The organism is Roseinatronobacter sp. (assembly GCF_051859525.1).
Classification (GTDB): domain Bacteria; phylum Pseudomonadota; class Alphaproteobacteria; order Rhodobacterales; family Rhodobacteraceae; genus Roseinatronobacter.
Map to the genome: position 1 here is coordinate 1 of NZ_JBHYFM010000010.1, position 23,381 is coordinate 23,381.

The following is a 23,381-nucleotide window of genomic DNA, read 5'->3' on the forward strand; positions in this document are numbered from 1 at the left end:
CCATGAGATTATCGGCTTGGACAGTGGAACGGGTGCTGCCTTTGTGCGCATCAGCTTTGACGAATTGCCGGTTGAATTACGCCTGAACGGCGAACCACTCGGGGATGAAAATATCGAGTTTCTGGCCGCGCGCATTGTTTCCGGCGGGCAGACATATGATGTCTTGTTGATTGATGATTTCGGCAATGACCGCCAGCATTATCTTCAGCTTGCCGGTCCCCCCTTGCCGGACGGAACAAACCCTGCCGCAGTGGCCAGTTTCTGGGCGAATTTCGACAGCGCAGGCCCCATCACGGACGGCCCTGCCGCCGCGGGCACACCGATCCTGCTGTCGACCATTCCGGGCGCTGTCACTGTGGTCGATGACGGGTCTGTGACGCCTGATCCGGATTTGGTGGCGGTCACCCTGGCCGGCTATCAGGCGGGTTACAATACCGTAACATCCCCGGATGATCCTGTGTCGCTGGCCGCCGCAGAGATGACGATTTTTGCGCCTGAGGGCGGCGTCTTTTCATACACCGAAATCGGCCCGATGCCCGATGACCATGACGGGGTTCAAGTGGAATTGTCATCGCCCGGACCGTTCTTCGTGCAGGTGCCCGGTCTGGACAACCCGCTGTCCTTGCTGACGCAGATTGTCCGGCTGACAGACAATAACGGTGTCACCTATGACATCCTTGAATTCATCAATCCGACCGGCCAGTCCACCAATCTGGATTTCTTCTTCCAGATCGGCGGTCCGCAACTGTCCTTTGCCAATCTGGCCGAATTCAACGCGTTTCGGGCAACCATAGTCAGTGCAGGTTCTATCCCGCAGGGTGATCCACTGGGTCCGGATACGCCGATTGCGCTTGCCGGTCTGGGAACACCGCCTGCGGGCACGACAGATCCGGTAACGGGCACCGGCGATCCGGCAGTTATCAGTTTCAACGGGTTCCGGATTGATGAGGATCAGAACGAAAATATCATAGGCTATGCAAATGTCGAACTGGCCATAGCCTTGCCTGTTGATGATGCTGTGTATTCTTATCAGATCATGCCCGGCGAATATGAGGACGACCCCGGCTATGTGGATATTTTCGGGCCAATGCCGTATGCGGTCCTGATTGACGGTGTCGCAGCGCCTGATAACTATCAATTCACATTCGAGCGGATCACAGTAGACGGCGTGTCCTATGATCTGATGGTCCTGAACGAAACGGAGAATGACGGGACCGTATTTGTCTTCCAGATTGATGGCGCAACGCCGCTGCCTTTTGCCACGTTGCAAGATATTCAGGAATTTGTGGACAAGGTCGAGCAGCAGAACGGGTTTGGTTACATCCCGCAGGGCAGCCCCTTTGCCGAAGGGGCGGATTTCACCTTCCTTAACAGCCCCTATGCCACATCAAATACTGATCCGGCCTTGATTGTCGGGGGGGATACATATGTCGGGCCGCCGGGATGGGGCGTTGGCGATGGCGCGGGCACTGCGGGCGGCGTGACAATCGTGAACGGCGCGCAGGAAACGCTGGTTGCCAGTGGCAGCGGCGCAGGGCCGTTCCTGAATGTTGGTCGCGGCGCAGATGCGTTTGGCACGCTGACAGTGGCGGGCGAAGGCAGCAGCGCAGCGCTTGTTGCGGGTGGCGGTACGCAGGACCCGAACTGGGGCGCAACAATCAGCATCGGGCGGGATGGTGGCGTAGGTAGCCTGCAAGTTCTGGACGGCGGCAGTTTCAGTATTTCCGACCCTGTGGGCACCAGTGCGGGTGCGACATATGACGGCGAGGAGTTATTGTGGGTCGGGCGCGGGCAAGATGCGTTTGGCCTTGTCAATATCGATGGTGGCAGTTTCGTGCATTCGGGCACCGGCACAATCGCGGCCTATGGCCGTCAGGGCGGTGACGGGGTTCTGAATGTGGCCAATGGGGGAACCTACCGCCAGCAAACCACATCGGAGAATGATTTTACGCTTTTGTCGATTGGCCGCGATGGCGGTGTGGGGAAGGCGTATATAGCTTACGGGCGGGTAACAGTTCAGGCGGGCGACAATGACAATGGCTTCGTCGATATCGGTGGCAATAGTGGCGATCTGTTCGACATTGGCGGCGGTGTTTACATCACGGGCGATGGAAGCAACACGCAGGGCCTGATGATTACCGGCGGTGCGAACAGCCCGTTTGTTGGAATGAGCCTTGGGCGAAACGGCACTGCCGAGGCCGAGATTTACGGCGGCTATCTGGGTGTTCTGAACCGTGGCGTGACGTATGATGATGACGCGAACTTCGTTGACCTACAGGGGTATGGCGGTGATGCCGAAATGTCTGTGGGGCGCGATGGGGGCTATGCCCAGATTTGGGCGGAAGATCAGTCCGAGATTTTCGTGTCGGGAAGTAGCTCTGCCCGCATGTTCATCGGCGCAGGCGCGGGCAGCCAGGGCGAGGTGTTCCTGTCCGGATCACAGTTAAATGTGTTTTCGTGGGATGGCGTTGCGGGCCTTGAGATAGGCACATGGGACGGTGGAACCGGACTGCTGCGGCTGGAAGACGGGTCCGAGGCCGATATCTGGGCCGGATACGATGCATATGTGAATGTCGGGCGCGGCGCGGGCAATACCGGCACGCTGCAATTGCAGGACAGTGATCTGTTCATCAGTGCCGAAGACGACTTTGCCACACTGCATGTCGGCCGCAATGGTGGCACGGGTCATGTGCAAATCGATGATGGTTTGCTGGCGATTATCGCCCATAACGAAGCCGAGGCTTATGCGGTGCTAGGCCGCGAGGGCGGCACCGGCAGCATGACAATTTCGGGCCAGTATGGCGCTGATCCCGACAATGTGCATGGATTTGTCCTGATCGGCGGCGCTGACAGCCCGTATGTCACTATGGATATCGGGCGCGGGACGGACGGGACCGGCACCGTGAATGTCAGCGGCGCGATATTCGGGGCCATTAACCATGGCGTGCGCTACCTGCGGGACGCAGACCCGGTTGACCTTGACGGGGATGGCGGGCGTGCCGCAATTCGCATCGGGTTTGAAGGGGGCACAGGTGTTGTAAATGCCGATGATGGCAGCCGCCTCTTTGTCGAAGGCGGCAGCGACGGCGCGGCCTTGCTGGTTGGCGAAATGGGTGGCACAGGCGAAGTCACCCTGACCGGCGGTGATTTGCTGGTGGAAGGCGCGGAAAGCCATGCCTTCCTCGGGATTGGTCGCAATGGCGGCACTGGTGATATGACGCTTGCGTCCGGCGTGACGGGGCGTGTGGCCTTGCTGAACGCGTCCGAAGGCTATGGCGAGGCCAGCATTTCGGTTGGTGATCAAGGTGAGGCTCAAGGCGGCGCAGGCACCGGCACCCTGACGGTTGAGGGGATGCAAACCGGTCTGCATGTCGAAAGCGCGAAATATGCCAACCTGTATCTGGGCGGCGGAGAGGGCGGCGCAGGCACGGGCACCCTGACCGTGCGTGACGGCGCGACACTATCCTTTGACAGTGTCGAGCATCAGCAACTGAACATCGGCATGAACGGTGGCACCGGCACCCTGCTGGTCGAAACGGGAGGTGAGTTTTCGGCAGTCGTGACGGGCGCAGGGTTTGACAGCTTCATGCTGATCGGCACCCAAGGCGGCACCGGTGATGTGACTGTTGATGGTGGAACACTGGGCATTGCTGCGGAAGGTGGCAATGCAGGTATCCGCGTCGGTACGCGCTGGACCCATACTGATGACAACACGGGCACCGGCAGTCTGATCCTTGAGAATGGCGCAGAGGCCGTGATTGAAGGGGCGCTTAGCAGCAGCCTTTGGGTTGGCGGGCTGGAGGGGGGTAACGGTACAGCCACCATCCGCAACGGCGCGGAACTGACCCTTGCGGGGGACGAGCGCAATATGGTCATGGTCGGCGGTGTCTTCGGCAGCGTTGATGCATCCGGCGGTGAAGGGGACCTGACCGTGACCGGCGCAGGGTCTGCGATAGACGGCGCAAACCGCCTGCTTGTGGGCTACAATAGCGGTACTGGCACCATGACCATCGATGATGGCGCGGTGGTCGAACTGGTTGGCGCGGCAGCGGTGACGGATACGTTTGTGGGTATTGGCATTCCCGCCGATACCGGCAATGGCGGCACCGGCAGCGTGTTCGTCGAGGGAGCTGGCAGCGTGCTAAGCCTGCGCGGCACCGATGCCGAAATGTCCGTGGGCGAAGGGACCGGCAGCACCGGCGCGCTGTCACTGTCAGCGGGCGCGCAGGTTCATCTGGAAGCCGGTGTTGGCGGAGCGGTGGGCGACACAGGTGCCTTGCTGGTCATTGGCAACAATGGCGGCAGCGGGCAGGTGACAGTCCATGGTCAGGACACCCAATTGTCGGTGACACATGGCAATGCGGGGCAGGATGGCGGCGCGATCCGCGTGGGCGCAACGGGCCTGCTGCATGTGGCAAATGGCGCAACTGTTCTGGCCAATGCCGTTGAAATTGGCGGGGCAATGGCAACGCTGGGCGTGCTGAATCTTGAATATGGCACTGTGACCACGCCGGGCAGCACCAGTGTGTTCGAAAATGGCTGGATGGGTGGCAACGGCACCATCAACGGCGACCTGAATGTCAGTGCTGGGGCGTTCCACGTTGGCGACATGTATGATGCCGAAACCGGCACTGTCATGCAGGGCGAAGGGGTGATCACTGTCAATGGCAGTGCCGATTTCGGGGCGTCACTGGCAGCGTTTGAGTTCGGTCATGGCCATTCGGACTTGTTGACAGTGTCCGGCGCGCTGAATTTTGACGGAACCACGATCAATGTGGACTATCTGGGCTTCACCGATCTGGCACAAAGCGGCGTGGAAACCATGCTTGCGCAGGCGGGCGGCGGGATCACCCTGAACGGGGTCAGTCTGACCAGTTCCATTGACGGGCTTGCTGGTGCTGATCCGGCATTGGAATTGCGCGCCGGTGGCACGGAATTGTGGTTCATCTCGGGGGCGGAACTGCCACCACAGACGGGACAGGCCCTGACCTTGACGCAAGTGGCGCAATCCGGCACGACCATCACCTATGCCATCAGTATTGATCCGGCGCTGGTTGCTGGCGGGGTGTTGCAGGATCTGGACCTGACGCTGAATTTCGACAGCGACCTGATCGGCTATGTGCCGGACAGCATTTCGGGTGGGTTTACGGCCACACCAGGGTCATTGGTGATTTCGGGCAGTGATTTGAACATCAATGATCTGGGCCAGCCGATCGCGACGTTCGAAATGCAACTGACCAGCATTGCAGGGGCGCGCGATGTCAGCTTTGACCTAAGCGGCGTCAGCGTGAATGGAATCGCGATGGAGGATCAGACCGGCGAAGACGCATTCGATTTCGCTTATGATCCGGCCTTCTACACCCTGGCTGGTCTGGTCGAACTGCGCGATGTGCGCGCCACACCGTCCAGCGCGGAGGATACGGTGGTCACCTTCACCGAAACGGGCGGGACGCAGCACCAGACAACACTTGGCGCAGATGGCGCATTCAGCTTCTTGCTGGAAGCGGGCACAACGGGCGATCTGTCGCTGGTGCGTGACTATAACGCCGCACCAACAGGGCCGGACAAGGCACTGGGCATTCAGGATGTGCTAAGCCTGTTCCGGATGGTTGTCGGCGTGCCGGGCCTAAGTGTCGATGACACTGACATCATTGCGGGTGATTTCAACGATGACGGTGTGGTGAATATTCAGGACGTTCTGGCGCTGTTCCGGCATGTTGTCGGCGTGCCTAATGCGCGGGATGCCGAATTCATCTTTGTTGATCAGGATAATCTGCCAAGCGCCAGCCTTGGCAATGTGCCCGATCGTCCCGAAAGTTTCGAAATCGGCGCGATGACAGGGGATGTGGATATGTCCTTCCTTGGCATTCTGTCAGGCGATTTGCAGAACCACCTGTAACGCTGCATGATGTGCAAGGGCGGCGGATGATCCCGCCGCCCTAGGCACAAGCGCCGTTTGCTTGATCCCCCAATGGGAGGGCGCTTTGCTATCCAGAAATTCTTGCGGTGCTTGTGCACAGCGGCACAGGACGCCAGCCAGCGCACATGCGGCTATTCCCGCAAGGCGCGATCCTTGACGCGGATGACTGGCTGGGTCAGGTATTCCAGCACGGTTTTCTGCCCCGCCAGAATGTCCACTTCGGCCACCATTCCCGGAATGATTTCCAAGGCCGCGCCATCGGCGTCCAGAATGTTGGTCTGGGTGCGCACATGCACGATAAACACCTGTTCATCGCGGTCCGGGCGGGTTACGGCATCGGCCCCGATACGGGTGATTTCCCCGTCAATGCCGCCATAGCGTGAAAAGTCATAGGCCGTAATCTTCACCTTGACCGGCTGGCCCGGATACAGAAACGCAATGTCAGACGGCCTGACATAGGCCTCGACCAGCAACGTGTCGTCAAGCGGCACGATTTCCAGCAGCGTTTCACCCGCCTGCGCAACGCCGCCTTGGGTCGTCAGCAAGATACGGTTGACAATGCCGCGCACCGGCGCGCGCAACTCGGACCGGGTGACGCGCTGGATCAGGGCAGGCAGACGCGGTTCCAGCTCGGCCAGTTCGGCCGTTGCAATCGACAATTCCGACAACGCGGCCGCGCGCACTTCGCTGCGGACCGACCGGATGCGGTCGTCAATTTCATCCAGACCGGAGCGCAGCCGGACCAGTGTTGCTGCCGCGCGAATCTCGCGCCCGCGCCATTCGGCCTCATTCCGGCGCAGGCCCAGAATTGTGGTTTCCGGCTCCACGCGGCGGTCTACAAGCGGCGCGATAATGGCGATTTCTTCGTCAATCAGGGACAAGGTGGTGCGTGCGGTTTCCTGATCGACAAGCCCTTCCTCGTATTCCTGCCTGCGTTGCATGCGCTGGCGTTCCAGAACCTCTATGCGGTCGGACAATTCTTCACGGCGGGCCGTGAATAACGCCGCCTCGGACCGGACAACGGATGGTGTGCGCTGCACAAGTTCTGGCGGAAATTCCAGATCATGGCCGTCAATTTCCGCTTGCAGGCGCGCAATCCGCGCCATCAGCCCGAAGGCGCGTTGCTGTTCCTGATCCAGCTGGCTGGTCAGCAGGGTGCGGTCCAGTTCCATCAGGCTGTCACCTGCCTGCACAAGATCCCCTTCGGCCACATGCAGGGCTTGCAAAACGCCCTGTTCTGCGGCCTGAATGACCTGAACCTGCTGCGTTGGCACGATGCGCCCGTCAGCGCGCGTGACATCATCCAGTTCGGTCAGGGCGGCCCATGCAACGGCCACAATGAGGAATACCAGAATTAACAGCAGCAAAAGCGACCCGCGCAGGGTTTCGCGCCCGCGCATTTCCTGCGCCAGAGCTTCCAGATCGCGCGCTGTGTTGGCCATGTCTGCTACCCTTGCCTTGGGGCAGGGCGCACCAGAAGGCTTTTGTCGCCATCCAGCGCCACGCGCCCGTCCTCGATTACGATGACGCGGTCCACCAGATCCAGCAGGCTTGTGCGATGCGTGATGATCACAAGTGTGCGGCCCGCGGTTTCGTCCTTCAGGCGCTGCAACACCTGCGATTCATTCTGCACATCCATCGAACTGGTGGGTTCATCCATCAGCAGGATCGGGGGGCGGCCAACCAAGGCGCGTGCCAGTGATATGGCTTGCCGCTGTCCGCCCGACAGCCCTTCGCCGCGTTCAGCCAGCGGCAGGTCATAGCCCATGGGGTGTTTGGCGATGAAATCGTCAACACCCGCCGTGCGGGCCGCCGCCAAAACGGCTGCGTCACGCGGCCGGACCGCCCCGATTGCGATATTGTCGCGCACTGTGCCTGAAAACAGCCAAAGATCCTGTAGCACGGCCCCGATATTGCGCCGCAAATCGCCCGGGTCGATCTGGCGAATATCGGTTCCATCAATCAGCACCTTACCGGATTTCGGCTGGTACAGCCCCAGTATCAGGCGCGCGATCGTGCTTTTGCCCGACCCGATGCGCCCCAGAATGGCAACCCTTTCACCGGGTTCAATGGAAAATGACACACCGCGCAAGGTGTCCAGCTGCGCATCAGGATAGGCAAAGCTGACCTCATCAAACACGATCTTGCCGTCCAGCTTTGGCCGCGACAGCCAGTGCCGCCCCTCGGGGCGTTCACTCTCGGCATGCATAAGCCCGTTGATGGATTTATAGGATGTACGCGCCTGATTAAGCCGCGTCAGGGTTTGCGCAAGCTGTGCCAGGGGCGCCAATGTGCGGCCTGTCAGGATGACGGCGGCAATCATTGCCCCCATGCTGGTTTCCCCGCTTGAAATCAGGAAAACCCCGTAGAACACAATCATCACCTGCGCGCCCTGCTGGACAAAGGCGGTGGAATTCAGTGCAAACTGCGCCACTGCGCGGCTTTTCACGCCATGATCGGCTTGGCGTTCAATGGCATCTTCCCAGCGGGCACGCATCTGGCGTTGTGCGCCCACCGATTTGATGGTTTCCAGACCGGTTACCGTTTCGACCAGCACGGCCTGTTTTGATTGCCCTTCGGAAAAGCTCTTTTCAGCCAGTCGCGCAAGGATGGGCTGAACCGCGATTCCCACGATCAGGACAAGCGGGACGGCCACCATGGGCACATAAGCCAGTGGCCCCGCGATCATGTAGATCACCCAGACAAACAGCAGAATAAACGGCAGATCCACCACCGCAACAAGCGTCGCAGATGTGAAGAATTCGCGCAGCGTTTCAAATTCGCGCAAGGTATTGGCCATGGCCCCTGTCGACCCCTGACGCGCACGCATCTGCATATCCAGCAACTGGTCGAATATGCGCCGCCCCATCACCTTGTCCGCGCGCTGGCCTGCCCTGTCTATGAATGCCGCGCGCAACGTCTTGATCAGGAAATCGAACAGCAGTGCCACGCCCACACCGATGGTCAGCGCGATAAGCGATTCAATGGCTTCATTCGGCAAGACCCTGTCATAAACCACCATAATGAAAAGCGAGGTGGACAGGCTTAGAAAGTTCGCCACCATCGCGGCCAGCAATACCTGCGCATAGGTCCAGCGGTTCTGTGATAATGTTGCCCAAAACCAATGCCCCTGCCGCGCGTCGCTATGCGTGGGGGCAAGGTCCCGATGTTCGGCGCGAAACAGCAATGCGTAGCCGGTGAATTCGGGGGCCAGTTTTGCGGCATTTATCTGCCCGACACCGTCACCAAAGGCGGGGTCGTGAATGACAAGCTGGCCGTTTTCTGCCCGCCCTTCGCAAACTACGGCGCGATCACCTGACAAAAGCAGGATGCACGGCACAATCAGGTTATCCAGCGCCTCCAGTTTCAGCGGCCCGAACCCCACCTGTAAACCACCGCGTTCGGCTACTGCAATGGCATCGCGCACGGTCATTCCACCCTTGGTGCCGGTTTGGCCCGCTTGCACCGCCGCCAGTGTTAACGGCCTGTCCAACAAGGCTGATACATATAGAAGGCAGGCTTCCAGCGGCGTCGCGTCCACCCCCTGATCCGCCGGTGACAAGTGGGGCGGGCTTGCCGAACTCTCGTCCTGTGCAGTCTGGTTCATCTGCGCGCGGCCTCTGGCGGGGGCAGATGAATGCCAAATACATCCAGAATGTCGCCGGTCAGGGACAGGGCCAGATACCCGGACAATGCCAGATCCAGTTCCGCTTCCAACACCCCCTCGCTGGAGCGGATGAAGTCGCGCTGTGCGTCCAGCAATTCGGTAATGCTGCGCCGCCCGATCCCGAACTGGTCGCGCACTGCACCTACATTGGCTTCATTCGCGGTTCTTGCCTGCCGCGCGGCGCGCAACCTGTGTGCGCCTGCACGCTGGTCGGATTGAACGAAATCCAGCGCACGCGTGATCTGGCGGTTCAGGTCGTCGCGTTCGGCTTCCAGTTCCATGACGCGGGCCTCGGCGGTGCGGATCGCGGCCTTTCGACGCCCGCCGGTGGCAAGGTCATATTGCAGTGACAGGTTCGCGCCAATATCCGCGCGCCCGTTTGTCGAACGCCCTGTAACCCCAAGTCCCACATTCGGCAGGTTGCCCGCCCGTGCGGCCTGAAGCTCTGCCTGCGCGGCGCGAATGCTGGCGTCCACGCTGCGCAGCCGTGGACTGTCCGTGGCGATACTCTCGGCATTGCCGGGCAGGGCCGGTGCGGCGGCGGGCTGTGGCAGTGCACCGGGCGAGCGGCCGAAAATCTGGCGAAACTCCGCTTCTGCGCGGTCCAGCTTGCTTTGGGCCGTGATCTGGCGCGCTTCGGCGTCGGCCAGCCTGCTGCGCGCTGTCAGCAAGTCGGTTTCCGCGCCTGCACCAGCCCCGACGCGGTCCTGCGTTTGTCCCAGAAACTCCGTGTGCAACCGCATGTTACGCGCGGCCAGATCCACAAGCGCGCGATGATGCAGCACTTCATACCAGGCCTCTACCGCGTTCAATGTGACTGCGGCAGCTTGGGCCATGCGGTCATTGGCGCTTTGGGCGATGCGGGCGCGCGCGGCTTCGGTCCGCTGGCTTGATTGTCCGCCGTCAAAAACAAGCTGGCGCACTTCCAGCACAGGCGATGACCGTGTTGCGCGTGTGTTGCCCGCATGCCGCATACCCGTTTCTGCCCCGACCGAAACTTGCGGCAGGAACGCGCCGCGCTCGCCTTCCAGTTGGGCCTCTGCTGCGCGGATACGCGCGGACCCTGCGGCCAGTGCGGGGTAACTGCGCACGGCGTCTGCAACCGACTGCCCGAAGGACGTGCCGGCCAGTGACCGCGTGCGTTGCGCCTGTTGGGGCGTATGGTCCGGCCGCAATTCAATGACCAGATCATCGTCATCTGTGGGCGCGGGTGCGCAACCAGCAAGGGCCAGTGCGAAAATTGCGGCATAGGGCAAAAGCGGTTTGTGCCAGCTTCCTCGCATCAGGTTGTGCCTTTCGTGGTCGTGGTCGTGGTCGTGGTCGTGGTGGGGGCGGCGTGTTGCACCTGCCCGTCATTTTGCTGCGCAATCGCCAGGGCCGACAGGAAATCGGCAATATCCGGCCTTGAACTGCCAGCCGCGCTGTCCTGCGCTGTGTTTTGCGGGTCTGATTGCTGGGCCAGCGCGCGTTCAGCCCGCGCAAGCCAGTCAAGTTGTGTCCTGCTTATGAAATGCGCCATCGCCAGTGCAATTGCGCCAGCCGCACGAAGCTGCAGGAAACTGTCATCCCCCAGCGCGTCAAAGGCGGCGCGGTCCAGTGCCAGAAGTCCCTGCTGCACCGTGTCACCATGGCGCAGGGGGGTGAACAGTCCGGCCCCGTCGGGGGTGCGCGCCTGCATCAGGGCCTGAAGGGCCGTGCGGGTCGCGGCCGCACTGGTTTCATAATGCCGGAAAAACCCGATAACCGCATCCAGTGCCTTGCTGGGGGCGCCATAAGGGTCGAAAAACCGCGCATCGCGCGCGTCATCGCTGATCAGGCCGCTGCCCTCGTCAATCAGCAATTCCATACGCGGGGGGGCGGTGGCGTCATCCTGGGGGGCAGGGCGCGCGGAAAACGGATAGACCCGCAAAACCGCCGGAATATAGGGGGCCAGCCAGCGCCCGTCATCGGTGACATAGGGGCTGGAATCGGCATTCAGGCGCAGCAATGCCACCGGCTGCGGCAGGTCGCCGTCGCCGCCCTGCGCAAAGACCAGCGGCATCGCGGCGGCGGCAAGGTCGGTTTCGGCCAGAACCAGCGGCACAAAACGCCGATTGCGCGCAAAACCATACGCCGCCGGTTTGCGCCAGCGCCGCGTTGCATGGCGCTCGCGGGACAGGGCAATCAGGGCCGGTGTCGGGGCGCTGTCGGGGCGGTGGCCTTGCATGTCGCGCGTATTCCATTTCTTCGTTCGGTGCGCTGCGCGCGGGGTGTGGGGCGCCGCCGGAAACTGGCCGCGCCCGCACATGTCGGCCCTGTCCTAGACCGTATTGAAGCCCAGTATCTCATTCGCGGTTATGCCGCTCAGGTCGCCGAGGCCGGTGAAATTGGCCATGATTTCGGCGCTGGCCGTGTCAACGGCTGTATATTCAACCCGCGCCAAAGCCGCATTTGTCCCGTCCGTGGCCAGCAGGTAGATGATGTCATCCTGCGCTTCCCCGACCAGATTGGCGGCAGCAGTTTCCAGATCAACCGCTGTCAGCCCAGTGTTGAATGTCAGCACCACGAAGCCGGTATCCGCGCCCAAGGGGTCGCCATCGCCCAAAGCCTGAAAATCCGTGCCAGTGCCGCGCAAGGTGCTGTTGTCCAGACCGGCAAACCCGATGCGGTCGGGCAGCGCGGTGTTCAGTGAGGAAAAGCCGGTGATCGTGTCCAACCCGTTTGCACTCGGGTCTGCCTCAAACAGAATTATATTCGTTCCGCCTTCCTCAAGGTGGATCGTATCGTCGCCGCCCATACCGCGCACCACAGATGATATTGAACCCACTGTAATGGTGTCTTGTATTCCGGTTCCGATCCAAGTCTCGGAATTTCCGCCCTGTACTCCGATATTGGTAAGGTCGCTTATAAGTTCAATATGACTAACCACGCTGGTATCCAGCAGGTTAAGAAGAACCGTCAGCACTGGAACAGAGGTTGGCTCGGTCGTACCTTCAACACCAGTACCGAAGTTGATGGCCGTTAGTGCGACCCGAATAATATCTGTGCCCAAGCCTGTTTCCAGCCCTGGTACGTTATCTGAACGAATGGCAAAAATCTGGTAATCAATTCTTGGAGTAGCGTCACCCGTGTAGCTAACTGCTACTTCGTCATACCGCAGGTTGAAGGTAATGCCGACAATGTCTTCTGATGCGAATACCTCATAGGTTGCCGTTGTAGCGTCCCTGCTAGACTCGAGTATTCGAAGCAGCGCCTCCTTGTATATCGTTACGGGCGCAGTGACCTCACCACTGTTTAGAGCGATATCGGTTACAGTCGCTGAGATGTTGATCTGAGAGTTGTATGCGAACCCAATTCCTTCGAAACTGCTATCTGAGGTCGTGGGAACTTGGAATTCCCAATTCCCAAGCGCATCAACTGTCGTTGTGTAGGTGTTAAAGTCAACACTTGGATCGACAGTATTCGCCAACGTTATGTGTACGGTGTCACCATCGTTCAGGCCCGTAGACGTTCCTGTTATCAATCCGTCGATAGCATGTGTATCAATAGCAACTTCTGGGGGGGTGAACGCCGTTTCAACTGTTTGAGAAAAGGGCGGATCCGCCGGGTTTCCTGATGCGTCAGAAATACTGGCGGTTAATGTAGCCATAACTGCATCAGGTAAAGTGCCGAGTTGAGTGCTATTGAAGCTAACTGTCCAGTGCCCGTCAACGACCGGGTCTGACTCGACCACAATGTCACTGATTCCAGCGGCACTGAGGGTAACTGTCGCACGCTGGCCATTCTCAGCATCTGTGGTTCCCGACACCGTGATACCCGCATCTCGTTCGTCGATATTGATGAAATCGCCAATCGCCTCGCCGCCGCTTTCGACGCTGGCAATGGTGACAACAGGCGCGATGAAGTCTGCGGGCATGGTGGTGGGTGCGGTGGTTGTGCCGTTGCCGTTTGCATCCGTCACTTCGGCGGTCAGGCTGATTTCGGTGGTCACATCGGGCACGTCGTTCAGACTGCCAGCCGCGAAATCCGCCTGCCATATGCCGCCTGTCACCGTGCCTGTGGCGCTTGCGGTGAAGCCCGCGCCATCGGTCAGGGTGACGGTCACAATGCGGCCTTCGGCATCCGATGTGCCGTTGATTTCCAGCCCTGCCGCGCGTTCGTTAATGTTGATCACGCCGTCCAGAGCGGTGCCGCCAGTGCCTTCAATATCGCCTATCGCCAATGCGGGCGGGGTCAGGGCAAGGGCCAGGTCCGTTGTCACATTGCCTGACGGGTTACCGACATTGTTGGTGCCGCTGGCAGTAAAGGTGATATCGCCCGCACCCGCCGAAATCAGGTTGCCTGATCCGTCAAGGTCGGGCGCTGCACCTGTCGCGGCCACGATCAGGGCAAAGACATCTTCGCGCGCGATATTATGGGTGAAGGCATTGCCGGTCACGGTCAGGGTGATATCGGTAATGCCATTGGCGCTAAGGGTGATCTGGTCGCCATTCGCGAAACCGGTGGTGGTGCCGCCGATGGTCAATTCCGCAGCGTTGCTTTCGGCGATGTTCAGAATGTCGTCACCCGCCAGTGTGGCAAAGGTGATGGTGGGGGGCGTCAGGTTGACATTGGCTGTGACCGGCGCGGATGTCGTCTCATTCTCGGCCTGATCCTGAACCCGCGCGGTGAAGGCAGGGGTGTCCCCGTCATTCAGGCCGGTCACATCCCCGGGCAGGATTGTGACGGTCCAGTTCCCACTCGAATCCACAGCGCCTGTATTTGTGGCGGCAACGCCATCGATCAGCACCGTGACATGCTGCCCTTCTTCGGCATTCGATGTCCCGCTGACAGTGAAGCCCTGATCCTGTTCGGGGATGTTGATGATGTCGTCACCTGCGATCTGGGTGATCTGCACATCAGGCGCGATGGTGTCTTTGGTGAATGACAATTCGGCAGGCGCGTCAGCGGGGTTACCGGCTGCGTCGCTGACCATGGCCGAAATGGTGACCGCACCTTCAGCGAGGCCGCTGAGGTCTACATCGACCGTCCAGTTTCCTGAGCCATCGACCTGCGGGTCAGGGGTGATGGTCACGACCGTGCCCGTGCTGTCCGTGATGGTCAGGGTTACGGGCTGTCCTGCTTCGGCCCCCGGTGCGGTGCCGTTGATGGTTTGCAGGATGCCGGCCTCGGTGTTGTTCAGGAAGGTGTCGCCTGCGCCCACATCAAGAAAGCCCGGCTCGGTGATGGTGATGTCGGGTGCGACCGTATCCACGGTGAAGGTAGTGGTGGCAGGGGCCGTAGGCGGGTTGTCCGCCGCGCTGTTCACTGTCGCGCTGAGGGTGGCTGTGCCTTCGGCCAGAATTTCCAGTATGCCTGTCGGGATCGGGATGGACCAAGCGCCGGTCGTTGCGTTCGTATCGCCGGTGAATGTACGAACAACGCCCGCCTGATCCGTCACCGTCAAAGTGACCGTCTGTTCATTCGCGCCAGTGGACGTGCCGGAAATGCTTTGTTCGCTTTCGGTGTTCAGCGCGTTCAGGAAACTGCCGAAGGGCAATGCGCCGATAGTGATGGTCGGGTTGTTGAAATCGGTGTCAAAACTGAGCGTGGCTGTGGGCGCTGCAATGCCTTCGAAATCACTGACATCGGCAGTCACTGTAAAGGTGGCGTCATTTGCAAGTGGGCCGACAATCGCCTGCGGAATGATCACTGACCATTCGCCAGTGCCGAGCGCAGCCTCATCAGTGGCGGTGAACACGACAGCGTTGCTGGCGTCACGAATTTCTACCGTGACGGTCTGCTCATCTGCGCCAGAGGCGATGCCCGAAATCTCTACCCCGCCCGCATCATCGCGTTCCGCGATATTGATAATGTTATCAACAGCGATGGGGTTGATTGTAATGCTGGGGCCGGTCAGGTCCACGCTCAGGGTGGGGCCGGTCGCCACATCGGACGGGTTGCCTGCCTGATCGGACACGCGCGCGGTAATGCCGGTGATGGTGTCGCCTGTGTCGACGCCCGCGAAGGCCGTATCAGGGATCGGCACCGTAAATGTGTTCAGTCCCGGCGCGCCATCGACGACAGCGCCAGTGTAATCAACGCCGTTATAAGTAACCGTGACGATCTGCCCGACCTCGGCATTGGTGGTGCCGGTCACGTCCAGCCCGTTCGCCTCGTTCAGTTTGGTGAAGGTTCCATCGCCCGCCAGCGGGTCGCTAATGCTGATCGTGGGCGCAATCAGATCGACCGTGCCGTCAAAACCGGCAGAGGTGCCGGTGTTGCCAATGGCGTTCTCGACCGTAGCAGTGGCGGTGATTGCGCCATCGGTGAAGTCCGCGAGCTGCGCGGGGGTGAAGGGGGCGGTGAATGTGCCGCCTGCTTGCACCTGCACAGTGGTTGTCGCTGTGGTGCTGCCTTGGGTCAGGGTGACCTCGACATCTTGTCCGTCTTCGGCATTGGTGGTGCCGGTGACGGTGATCCCATCCTCGTCCTGCTCGTTGATATTGATAAACCCGTTCCCGCCGATCTGGGTGATCGCGATGGTGGGTTCGGTCAGGTTGACATTGGCCGTAACCGGTGCGGATGTCGTCTCATTCTCGGCCTGATCCTGAACCCGCGCGGTGAAGGCAGGGGTGTCGGCATTAATCAGGCCCGCCACATCGGCTGGCAGGATTGAAACTGTCCAAGTGCCATTCGCATCCACAGTGCCTGTGTTCGTGGCGGCAACGCCATCGATCAGCACTGTGACAAGCTGCCCTTCTTCGGCATTCGATGTGCCGCTGACAGTAAAGCCGCCTGCCTGTTCGGGGATGTTGATGATCCCGTCGCCTGCGATCTGGGTAACCTCGACATTTGGCGCGATGGTGTCGACGGTAAACGGTGCCGTGGCCGGACTGTCGGGCGGGTTGTTGAAGCTGTCGGTCACTGTGGCCGACAGGGTTGCCGCCCCTTCGGCCAGTGCCTGAAGCGTGATGATTGGCAGGTCGATGGACCACGCCCCTGTGACCGCGTCGGTGGTGTCGGTGAAGGTTGAGGTGGCCCCCGCAGAATCGATCACAGTCAGGGTGACGGTGCGGCCATTTGCGCCATCGCTTGTGCCGTTGATTGTCTGGGGCGCGCCAGTGTCGCCAAGGTTCAGGAAATCACCGAAGGGCAGCGCGGTGATGCTGATTGTGGGGGGCGTCAGGTCGACATCGACATTTTCACTGCCTGTGTCCGAGTTGCGCGCAAGGTCGAACACCTCGACACTGATGGCGACAGTGCCATCGGGCAGGTCTTGCACTGCGCTGGCGGGCACGGTCACCGACCATGCGTCCGCAGTCACGGTTCCGCTATGCGCGACACTGTTGAGGGTGACAACCACCTCTGCGCCATCTTCCGCGCCGGAACTTGTGCCGGTGATGACCAGATCATTTTGTGAATCGGCGATGTTGATTTCGCCATTTGCGGCGATAGGCGTGTCTATGCTGACAAGGGTGGGCGCGGCGGTATCCACGGTAATTTCGACTGTTTGCGTGCCGCGCGGATTGCCTGTCGGGTTGCCGGTTCCGTCATCGTCGAAGGCTTGGATGACGATCTGGTAGGTGCCATCGGGTAGGTCAAGGCCTGTATTCCCGAAGGCGGGAAGGCTGATGGAGTACGTTCCGTCAGGCTGCGCGGTGTCTTCAAACACATACGGGTTACCAGCACCATCAAGCAGCGGATCGCCATTCGCATCATTCAAGGTGATCTGCACAATGGAATCCGCAGGCGCGATCCCGACGAAATTCTGTGCAGACAGAACCATGCCCCCGTTCACTGCCAACGGGCTGTCGGGATTGCTGGCGAAACTTGCATCGCGCACGGGCGGCGGCGGGCTGGAGGATGAGGGGGAGCCTGCATCGGACCCGCCACCACCACCGCCGGCAGCTGCGGCAGCCGCCGCCACACCACCGCCAAGCGCAGCAAGCGCCCCGGTTCCCAGACCGGCCGCACCGATACCCGCCAAGGATGCCACCAGTTCCGCTGCGGCGGCAGAAATCGCGACTGCGCCATTGGCCATAACCGTCACCTCGGCGGCGGCGATGGTGACAAACTGCCCGTTGGACAGTGCAAGCTGCAAACTGCCATCGGGGTTGAAGGCCATGCTGGACACGCCGTCCAGCGTGCTGACCAGAACCGGTCCTTGCTGCGCCTGCGCGCTGGTGGCCCCCAGCAGCGGCAGGAAGATCAACCCGCCCGCCGACAGCAAACTGATGCTGCGCCCGCGATTTGCCAGCCAGTCCTGAACGAATGCCCGCCGCTTTTCAGCGATTGCGCCCTGTTCAAGGGTTTTGACATCGGAAGTGTGGGGAACAACGGCGTGACTCTGGGCGTCAGCAGCAGTGAAGCGTTTCATGAAGGCACTCCAGAAAAAGGAATTTTTGATAATTTTTATCGTGATCTGGTAGTTGTCTACCGAAGCAAAGCAGGGTTCAAAATGTTGCCCGAGCTTTTGAAAATGGTTAACCTTAGGAATATAGCTGCATAAATCCCCCGCCCTTGGGCCGTGTGTGAAAAAGAATTAAGTATAAATTCACGATATCATCGTTCCATTTGCAATTATACGATTAAGCGCGCCTACTCAACCCTTGCGGTGGTTTGACATGCACTGAGAGTGTCTTTTTTGCTGCGCTGCACGGCCTGACAACAGCGCTGCATTGATACGTTGGCCGCCCCTGAATTCCGAACATGCAAACGCGGCGACTTCTGTGCAATGACAGATGTTCAACAAAACGGCGTCCGCGGGGTGTCAAAGCCCTTGCGCTTTCATGGCAGGCGCCGGAAAACAGGTGCATGGAAAACGACATCGATACGCCGCGCCTTCGGATCAGGATTGTCTTTGGACAGACCGAGATGATGGGGCCGGGCAAGGCGGAACTGCTGGAACATATCGGCACCACCGGGTCCATCGCGGCTGCGGGGCGCAAGATGGGCATGAGCTATAAGCGTGCGTGGGAATTGGTGGGCAGGTTGAATGCAATGTTCCGTGCGCCACTGGTCGAAAGCGTTCGTGGTGGGGCTGGGGGTGGCGGTGCGGTCCTGACGGCGAACGGGCGGCATGTTCTGGCGTTATATCGTGCATTCGAGCGCGAGACCGCCAACACCGGCAAGGACCATCTGCGGGCGCTACAGGAATTGCTGGTCGATATGCCCCATGGAAAATAACGCTTGCCCTCGCGCCAACGATCCTGCGATATGTTCCTTGAAACATATCACCGCAGGGGGGGCAGATGATCCGTTTCCGTATTGGCCGTTTGATCGCGGCAGCCTGCGCCGCGTTCTGGTTTCAGGCGGGCGTCGTTTCCGCGCAGCAGGCCGCGCCGGTTGTCGCGGCTGCGTCCGATTTGCAATTCGCAGTCGCCGAAATAGCGGCCGCGTTTCAGTCTGACACCGGCATGTCGGTGCGCCTGTCCATGGGGTCCACCGGAAATTTTGCCCGCCAGATTCGCGAAGGGGCCCCGTTCGAGATATTCATGGCCGCGGATGAGGAGTTCATCACTGACCTGCATGCCGAGGGGTTCACCCGTGATGCCGGCGATCTGTACGCGTTGGGCCGTGTCGTGATCATGGTGCCGCATGGATCAGCGCTGACACCGGATGGCCAGCTTGACCATCTGGCCGAAATGCTGGCGGAAGGCGGCATTACCCGTTTTGCTATCGCCAATCCCGACCATGCGCCCTATGGCATGCGGGCCCGCGAAGCGCTTGTGCACAAGGGTATCTGGGATGATCTGCAACCTGCCTTGGTTCTGGGCGAAAATGTCAGTCAGGCGGCGCAATTCGCGCTGTCGGGCAATGCTGAAGGGGGCATTCTGGCCTATTCGCTGGCGCTGGCACCGCAGGTCGGGCCACGGGGCAGTTATGCGCTTATCCCTGACGACTGGCACGCCCCTTTGCGCCAGCGTATGGTTTTGTTGAACAGCGCCGGTCCCGTGGCCGAGGCGTTTTATGCCTTTATGATGGAACCCACCGCGCGCGAAATTATGGAACGCTACGGTTTTACCTTGCCAGAGGGTGAGTGACAGATGGACTGGGCCGCGCTGTTCTTGTCGCTGCGGCTGGCGGGTTGGACTGTCGTGATCCTGCTGCCGGTGTCCATCGTGATGGGCCGGTTTCTGGCCTATAACCGCTTTCGCGGCAAGGGCGTGCTGGAGGCGTTGATCATCCTGCCGCTGGTTCTGCCGCCTACGGTGTTGGGCTTCTACCTGCTGGTGGCGTTCGGGCGCAGTTCGCCCATCGGGCAAGTCTGGCAGGACATGTTCGGGCAGCAACTGGTGTTCAGCTTTCAGGGGCTGGTCGTGGCATCGGTCATTTTTAACCTGCCATTTGCCATTCAGCCGGCGCAGCGCGGGTTCGAGGGGGTCGCGCCGGAAGTGCGCGAGGCGGCGGCCTGTTGCGGCCTGTCGCCCTTGCGCAGTTTGTGGAAGGTCGAATTGCCGCTGGCATGGCCGGGGTTGATGACGGCGATGGTGCTGACTTTCGCCCATACATTGGGTGAATTTGGCATCGTGTTGATGGTGGGCGGCTCCATCCCCGGAGAGACAAAGACAATAGCCATTGCCATATATGACCGCGTGCAAGGGTTCGATGATCGTGGGGCCGCGATGATGTCCGCGGTGCTGGTGGCGATTTCACTATCTGCCATCGCGGTGACCTATGCCCTGTCGGCCCGCGTCGGCCGAAGGTTGTCGTGATGTCGCTGTATGTCATGGCAAAAGCGGCAGGTCCGATCCCGCTTGATGTGGGGTTTCAGGTGGCCGCTGGTGAATTGCTTGCGCTTGTCGGGCATTCGGGGTCCGGCAAGACAACAGTTTTGCGCACCATAGCGGGATTATGGCGGCCGGATGCGGCGCGGGTGGCCGTGGACGGGGAAACATGGCTGGATACGGGCGCGGGGCTGTGTCTGCCGCCACATCGCCGGCGTGTGGGCATTGTGTTCCAGAACTATGCCCTGTTCCCGCATATGACCGCCGCACAGAATGTCATGGCCGCAATGGACCGGCAGAACAGGCAAGAGGCCGCGCGCATACTGGATCTGGTAAACCTGCACGGGCTGGAGGACCGCAAACCGGCCCAGCTGTCGGGCGGACAGCAACAACGCGTTGCGGTCGCGCGCGCCTTGGCGCGCAGACCCCGGGCCCTGCTGCTGGACGAGCCGTTTTCCGCTGTGGATGGCGCAACCCGCGAAAAGCTATATGCCGAAATTATCGCGCTACGGGCGCATCTGGCCATGCCGGTGGTGCTGGTCACCCATGACATGAACGAAGCGCAGATGCTGGCGGACAGAATGGCGGTCATGGCGCAGGGAAGTCTGGTATATGATGGCACCACCGCCGAAGTGATGGGCAATCCTGACGCCCTGCATGCGCTGGGTATCCGCGAGGCGGGCGCGATGTTGCTGGCGCGTGTCGCCGAACACCTGCCTGACGGCCTTAGCCGGTTGGAAACAACGTCCGGATCGTTGTTCCTGCCGATGGTTGCAGCCGCACCGGGGGCGCAGGTGCGCGTGCGCATCATGGCGCATGATGTCATCTTGTCGCGTGATGCGCCGGTGGGCCTGTCCGCGCAGAATATCCTTGCTGCGCGCATTACGCGACTGGTGGCAGGGACAGGGCCGGGGGTCATGGTGCACCTTGCTGTGGGAGAGGGCGAGATACTGGCCCGCATCACGCGCCGCGCCGCAGAGCAGATGGGCCTGCAAACAGGCCAGCATGTCCATGCGATCCTGAAATCAATGTCTGTCGCGCGCGATCATGTCGCGCAGGCCCGCACAGGGCCATGATGGCCGTGTCGGGCACCCATTGCCCGCATCGGCGCGGGGGGAATCAGCGCAGCCGGTGTCCCGATGTCCGGTCGAACAGATAGGTGTTTTCCGGATCGGCGCGCAAACCAATGCGTGCGCCATTGGGGAATGTCACGTCGCCGTGCGTTTCAATAACCAGTTTCTGCTGGCCATGGCTTGCGGCATGGATGAACGACACGCCGCCAAGGGCCTCTGTCATCTCGACTGTGTGGGTGTCGCCGCTGACCACCTCGATCGTTTGCGGGCGCAGGCCCAGAATCAGGTCATTTCCGGCATGCGCGGGCACTGGCACAGGCAACACCGCGCCGCCCAATGCAGGAACTGACAGCCCCCCTTCAACCCGCTGTGCTTGCATCAGGTTCATGGCCGGTGATCCGATGAACCCTGCCACGAACAGGTTGTCAGGGTCGCGATACAGGTCCAGCGGCGCGCCCACCTGTTCGACCCGACCGCCGCGCAGCACCACGATCTTGTCTGCCAGTGTCATCGCCTCGACCTGATCATGGGTGACATAGATCATGGTTGCGCCGATTTCACGGTGCAGTCTGGCAAGCTCCACGCGCATTTCAACACGCAATTCCGCATCCAGATTGGACAGCGGTTCGTCGAACAGGAACACTTCAGGCCCGCGCACAATGGCACGACCAATGGCCACGCGCTGCCGCTGTCCGCCTGACAAGGCCTTGGGCTTGCGGTGCAGATAGTCGCCCAGCTTCAGAATATCGGCGGCGCGGTCCACTTTCTGGCGGATTTCGTCTTTGGGGTGGCCGTTCATTTTCAGCCCGAAGCCCATATTCTCGGCCACGCTCATATGCGGATAAAGTGCATAGGTCTGAAACACCATGGCCACACCGCGCTGGGCGGGATCAAGGCGCGTGACATCGCGCGCGCCAATCCGGATTTCACCGCCGGTTGTGTCCTCAAGCCCCGCGATCATGCGCAGAAGCGTGGATTTGCCACAGCCCGAAGGACCTACGAAAACGCAGAACTCCCCCGGTGCTATCGACAGGTCCACACCATGGATCACTTGCGTTTCGCCGTATTTCTTCACGATATTGCTAAGTGTGACGCCAGACATCATTCAGGCCCTTTTACGGCTTGGGTGCGTCCCGTCTTCCGGGAAGCGCCAGGTTTCGGTTTCCTGCGCAATCGTATGTGCGATGTCGCGGATGAGCGGGGCAAATTCGGACAAGGCGTCAAGACTGGTTTGCGCTGTTGTCGATGTGACTGACAATGCGCCCAGCACAGCGCCGCCCGATGTCAGGACAGGAAGCGCGACGCATATGATGCCGGGCTCGTGTTCTTCGTCATCCAGGGCGTAGCCCCGCGCCCGTATGGATGCCAGATCGGCCAGCAGCGCCTCGGGGGATGTCAGGGTTTTTGCAGTAAACCTGTGCCAGCTTTGTTGTGCCAGTATGGCGGGCAACTGCGCTTCGGGCAGATGCGCCAGCATTGCCTTGCCCACACCCGTGCAATAGGCCGGACCCACCTTGCCCGCCTGTGAATACATGGGGATGGGCATGCGCGCATTGCGCTTGTCGACATACAAAACCTGCGCATGATCCAGTTGGGCCAGATGCACAGTCTCGCCGACCAATGTCGACAGGCGGTCCAGATGCGGGCGTGCGATCGGGGCCAGCGAACTTTGCTGCCAGGCCACATGCGCCAGCCGCACCAGCCGTATTCCCATTGTATAGCAAGACCTGTCAGCGTCATAGGACAGCATGCCCTGACTGACCAGCGTTTGCAGCAGCCGGTAGAGCGTGGCTTTCGGATAGGGGCTTTGGTCCAGCACGTCCGAAAACCGGACGGGCCGCCCGAAGGACGCGACAAGGTCAAGCACTTCAAGCGCTTTGGCGACTGTGCCGTCTGATGCCGGACCCGCAACCATTTGCCCACATCCCCCCGGTTGAAAGCATAGCTAAAACTAATTCTTGACAAAACGTAACGAGTCGCGCCATCTTTTTCAATATGTAAAAATAGGTTTCAAATAATGAAACCGAAAAGGG

12 protein-coding genes are annotated in these 23,381 nt (G+C 60.4%); 5 read left to right on the top strand and 7 right to left on the bottom strand.

Annotation, left to right across the window (positions count from 1 at the left end; genetic code table 11):
* Positions 1-43: 43 nt before the first annotated feature.
* Entirely contained in the window at positions 44-5,899 is a 5,856-nt protein-coding gene (locus tag ACTIE1_RS09705; protein WP_439563356.1) for a beta strand repeat-containing protein, read from the top strand.
* 152 nt (positions 5,900-6,051) lie between these two features.
* Here the strand turns inward: ACTIE1_RS09705 and ACTIE1_RS09710 are convergent, their stop codons facing one another.
* From ACTIE1_RS09710 to ACTIE1_RS09730, 5 genes are all read right to left on the bottom strand, one after another.
* Complete coding sequence (locus ACTIE1_RS09710) at positions 6,052-7,362, bottom strand: HlyD family type I secretion periplasmic adaptor subunit (RefSeq protein WP_439563119.1); 1,311 nt, start codon at positions 7,360-7,362, stop codon at positions 6,052-6,054.
* A 5-nt stretch (positions 7,363-7,367) separates the two neighbouring features.
* Positions 7,368-9,527, bottom strand: a complete 2,160-nt coding sequence (locus tag ACTIE1_RS09715; protein WP_439563120.1) for a type I secretion system permease/ATPase — start codon at positions 9,525-9,527, stop codon at positions 7,368-7,370.
* Complete coding sequence (locus tag ACTIE1_RS09720) at positions 9,524-10,870, bottom strand: TolC family protein (protein WP_439563121.1); 1,347 nt, start codon at positions 10,868-10,870, stop codon at positions 9,524-9,526. The genes ACTIE1_RS09715 and ACTIE1_RS09720 overlap by 4 nt, the downstream gene beginning before the upstream one ends.
* Positions 10,870-11,793 carry a SapC family protein gene (locus ACTIE1_RS09725; RefSeq protein WP_439563122.1) on the bottom strand — a complete coding sequence of 308 codons (924 nt, stop codon included), beginning with the start codon at positions 11,791-11,793 and terminating at the stop codon, positions 10,870-10,872. Before ACTIE1_RS09725 ends, ACTIE1_RS09720 begins: the two co-directional genes overlap by 1 nt.
* Positions 11,794-11,886: 93 nt before the next feature.
* The gene (locus ACTIE1_RS09730) at positions 11,887-17,925 is read right to left on the bottom strand and encodes an Ig-like domain-containing protein (protein WP_439563357.1); all 6,039 of its coding nucleotides are present in this window, start codon (positions 17,923-17,925) and stop codon (positions 11,887-11,889) included.
* A gap of 437 nt (positions 17,926-18,362) precedes the next feature.
* Between ACTIE1_RS09730 and ACTIE1_RS09735 the strand changes: the two genes are divergently transcribed.
* From ACTIE1_RS09735 to modC, 4 genes are all read left to right on the top strand, one after another.
* A complete protein-coding gene (locus ACTIE1_RS09735; RefSeq protein ID WP_439562527.1) occupies positions 18,363-18,734 on the top strand; it encodes a winged helix-turn-helix domain-containing protein in 372 nt (123 codons plus the stop codon).
* Positions 18,735-18,799: 65 nt separating this feature from the next.
* Positions 18,800-19,591 carry a molybdate ABC transporter substrate-binding protein gene (gene modA, locus ACTIE1_RS09740; protein WP_439562526.1) on the top strand — a complete coding sequence of 264 codons (792 nt, stop codon included), beginning with the start codon at positions 18,800-18,802 and terminating at the stop codon, positions 19,589-19,591.
* A gap of 3 nt (positions 19,592-19,594) precedes the next feature.
* Entirely contained in the window at positions 19,595-20,263 is a 669-nt protein-coding gene (modB, locus tag ACTIE1_RS09745) for a molybdate ABC transporter permease subunit (protein WP_439562525.1), read from the top strand.
* Positions 20,263-21,351: a molybdenum ABC transporter ATP-binding protein gene (modC, locus tag ACTIE1_RS09750; protein WP_439562524.1), complete on the top strand. Its 1,089-nt coding sequence runs from the start codon at positions 20,263-20,265 to the stop codon at positions 21,349-21,351. Before modB ends, modC begins: the two co-directional genes overlap by 1 nt.
* A 43-nt stretch (positions 21,352-21,394) precedes the next feature.
* Here the strand turns inward: modC and ACTIE1_RS09755 are convergent, their stop codons facing one another.
* Positions 21,395-22,450: an ABC transporter ATP-binding protein gene (locus tag ACTIE1_RS09755; RefSeq protein ID WP_439562535.1), complete on the bottom strand. Its 1,056-nt coding sequence runs from the start codon at positions 22,448-22,450 to the stop codon at positions 21,395-21,397.
* A gap of 3 nt (positions 22,451-22,453) precedes the next feature.
* The gene (locus ACTIE1_RS09760; protein ID WP_439562523.1) at positions 22,454-23,263 is read right to left on the bottom strand and encodes an IclR family transcriptional regulator; all 810 of its coding nucleotides are present in this window, start codon (positions 23,261-23,263) and stop codon (positions 22,454-22,456) included.
* Positions 23,264-23,381: the final 118 nt, after the last annotated feature.

Excerpts from the sequence above, each read along its gene's own strand:
- ACTIE1_RS09710 (WP_439563119.1), bottom strand. The coding sequence starts at position 7,362 with ATGGCCAACACAGCGCGCGATCTGGAAGCTCTGGCGCAGGAAATGCGC.
- ACTIE1_RS09715 (WP_439563120.1), bottom strand. The coding sequence starts at position 9,527 with ATGAACCAGACTGCACAGGACGAGAGTTCGGCAAGCCCGCCCCACTTG.
- ACTIE1_RS09720 (WP_439563121.1), bottom strand. The coding sequence starts at position 10,870 with ATGCGAGGAAGCTGGCACAAACCGCTTTTGCCCTATGCCGCAATTTTC.
- ACTIE1_RS09725 (WP_439563122.1), bottom strand. The coding sequence starts at position 11,793 with ATGCAAGGCCACCGCCCCGACAGCGCCCCGACACCGGCCCTGATTGCC.
- ACTIE1_RS09730 (WP_439563357.1), bottom strand. The coding sequence starts at position 17,925 with ATGAAACGCTTCACTGCTGCTGACGCCCAGAGTCACGCCGTTGTTCCC.
- ACTIE1_RS09735 (WP_439562527.1), top strand. The coding sequence starts at position 18,363 with ATGGAAAACGACATCGATACGCCGCGCCTTCGGATCAGGATTGTCTTT.
- modA (WP_439562526.1), top strand. The coding sequence starts at position 18,800 with ATGATCCGTTTCCGTATTGGCCGTTTGATCGCGGCAGCCTGCGCCGCG.
- modB (WP_439562525.1), top strand. The coding sequence starts at position 19,595 with ATGGACTGGGCCGCGCTGTTCTTGTCGCTGCGGCTGGCGGGTTGGACT.
- modC (WP_439562524.1), top strand. The coding sequence starts at position 20,263 with ATGTCGCTGTATGTCATGGCAAAAGCGGCAGGTCCGATCCCGCTTGAT.
- ACTIE1_RS09755 (WP_439562535.1), bottom strand. The coding sequence starts at position 22,450 with ATGTCTGGCGTCACACTTAGCAATATCGTGAAGAAATACGGCGAAACG.
- ACTIE1_RS09760 (WP_439562523.1), bottom strand. The coding sequence starts at position 23,263 with ATGGTTGCGGGTCCGGCATCAGACGGCACAGTCGCCAAAGCGCTTGAA.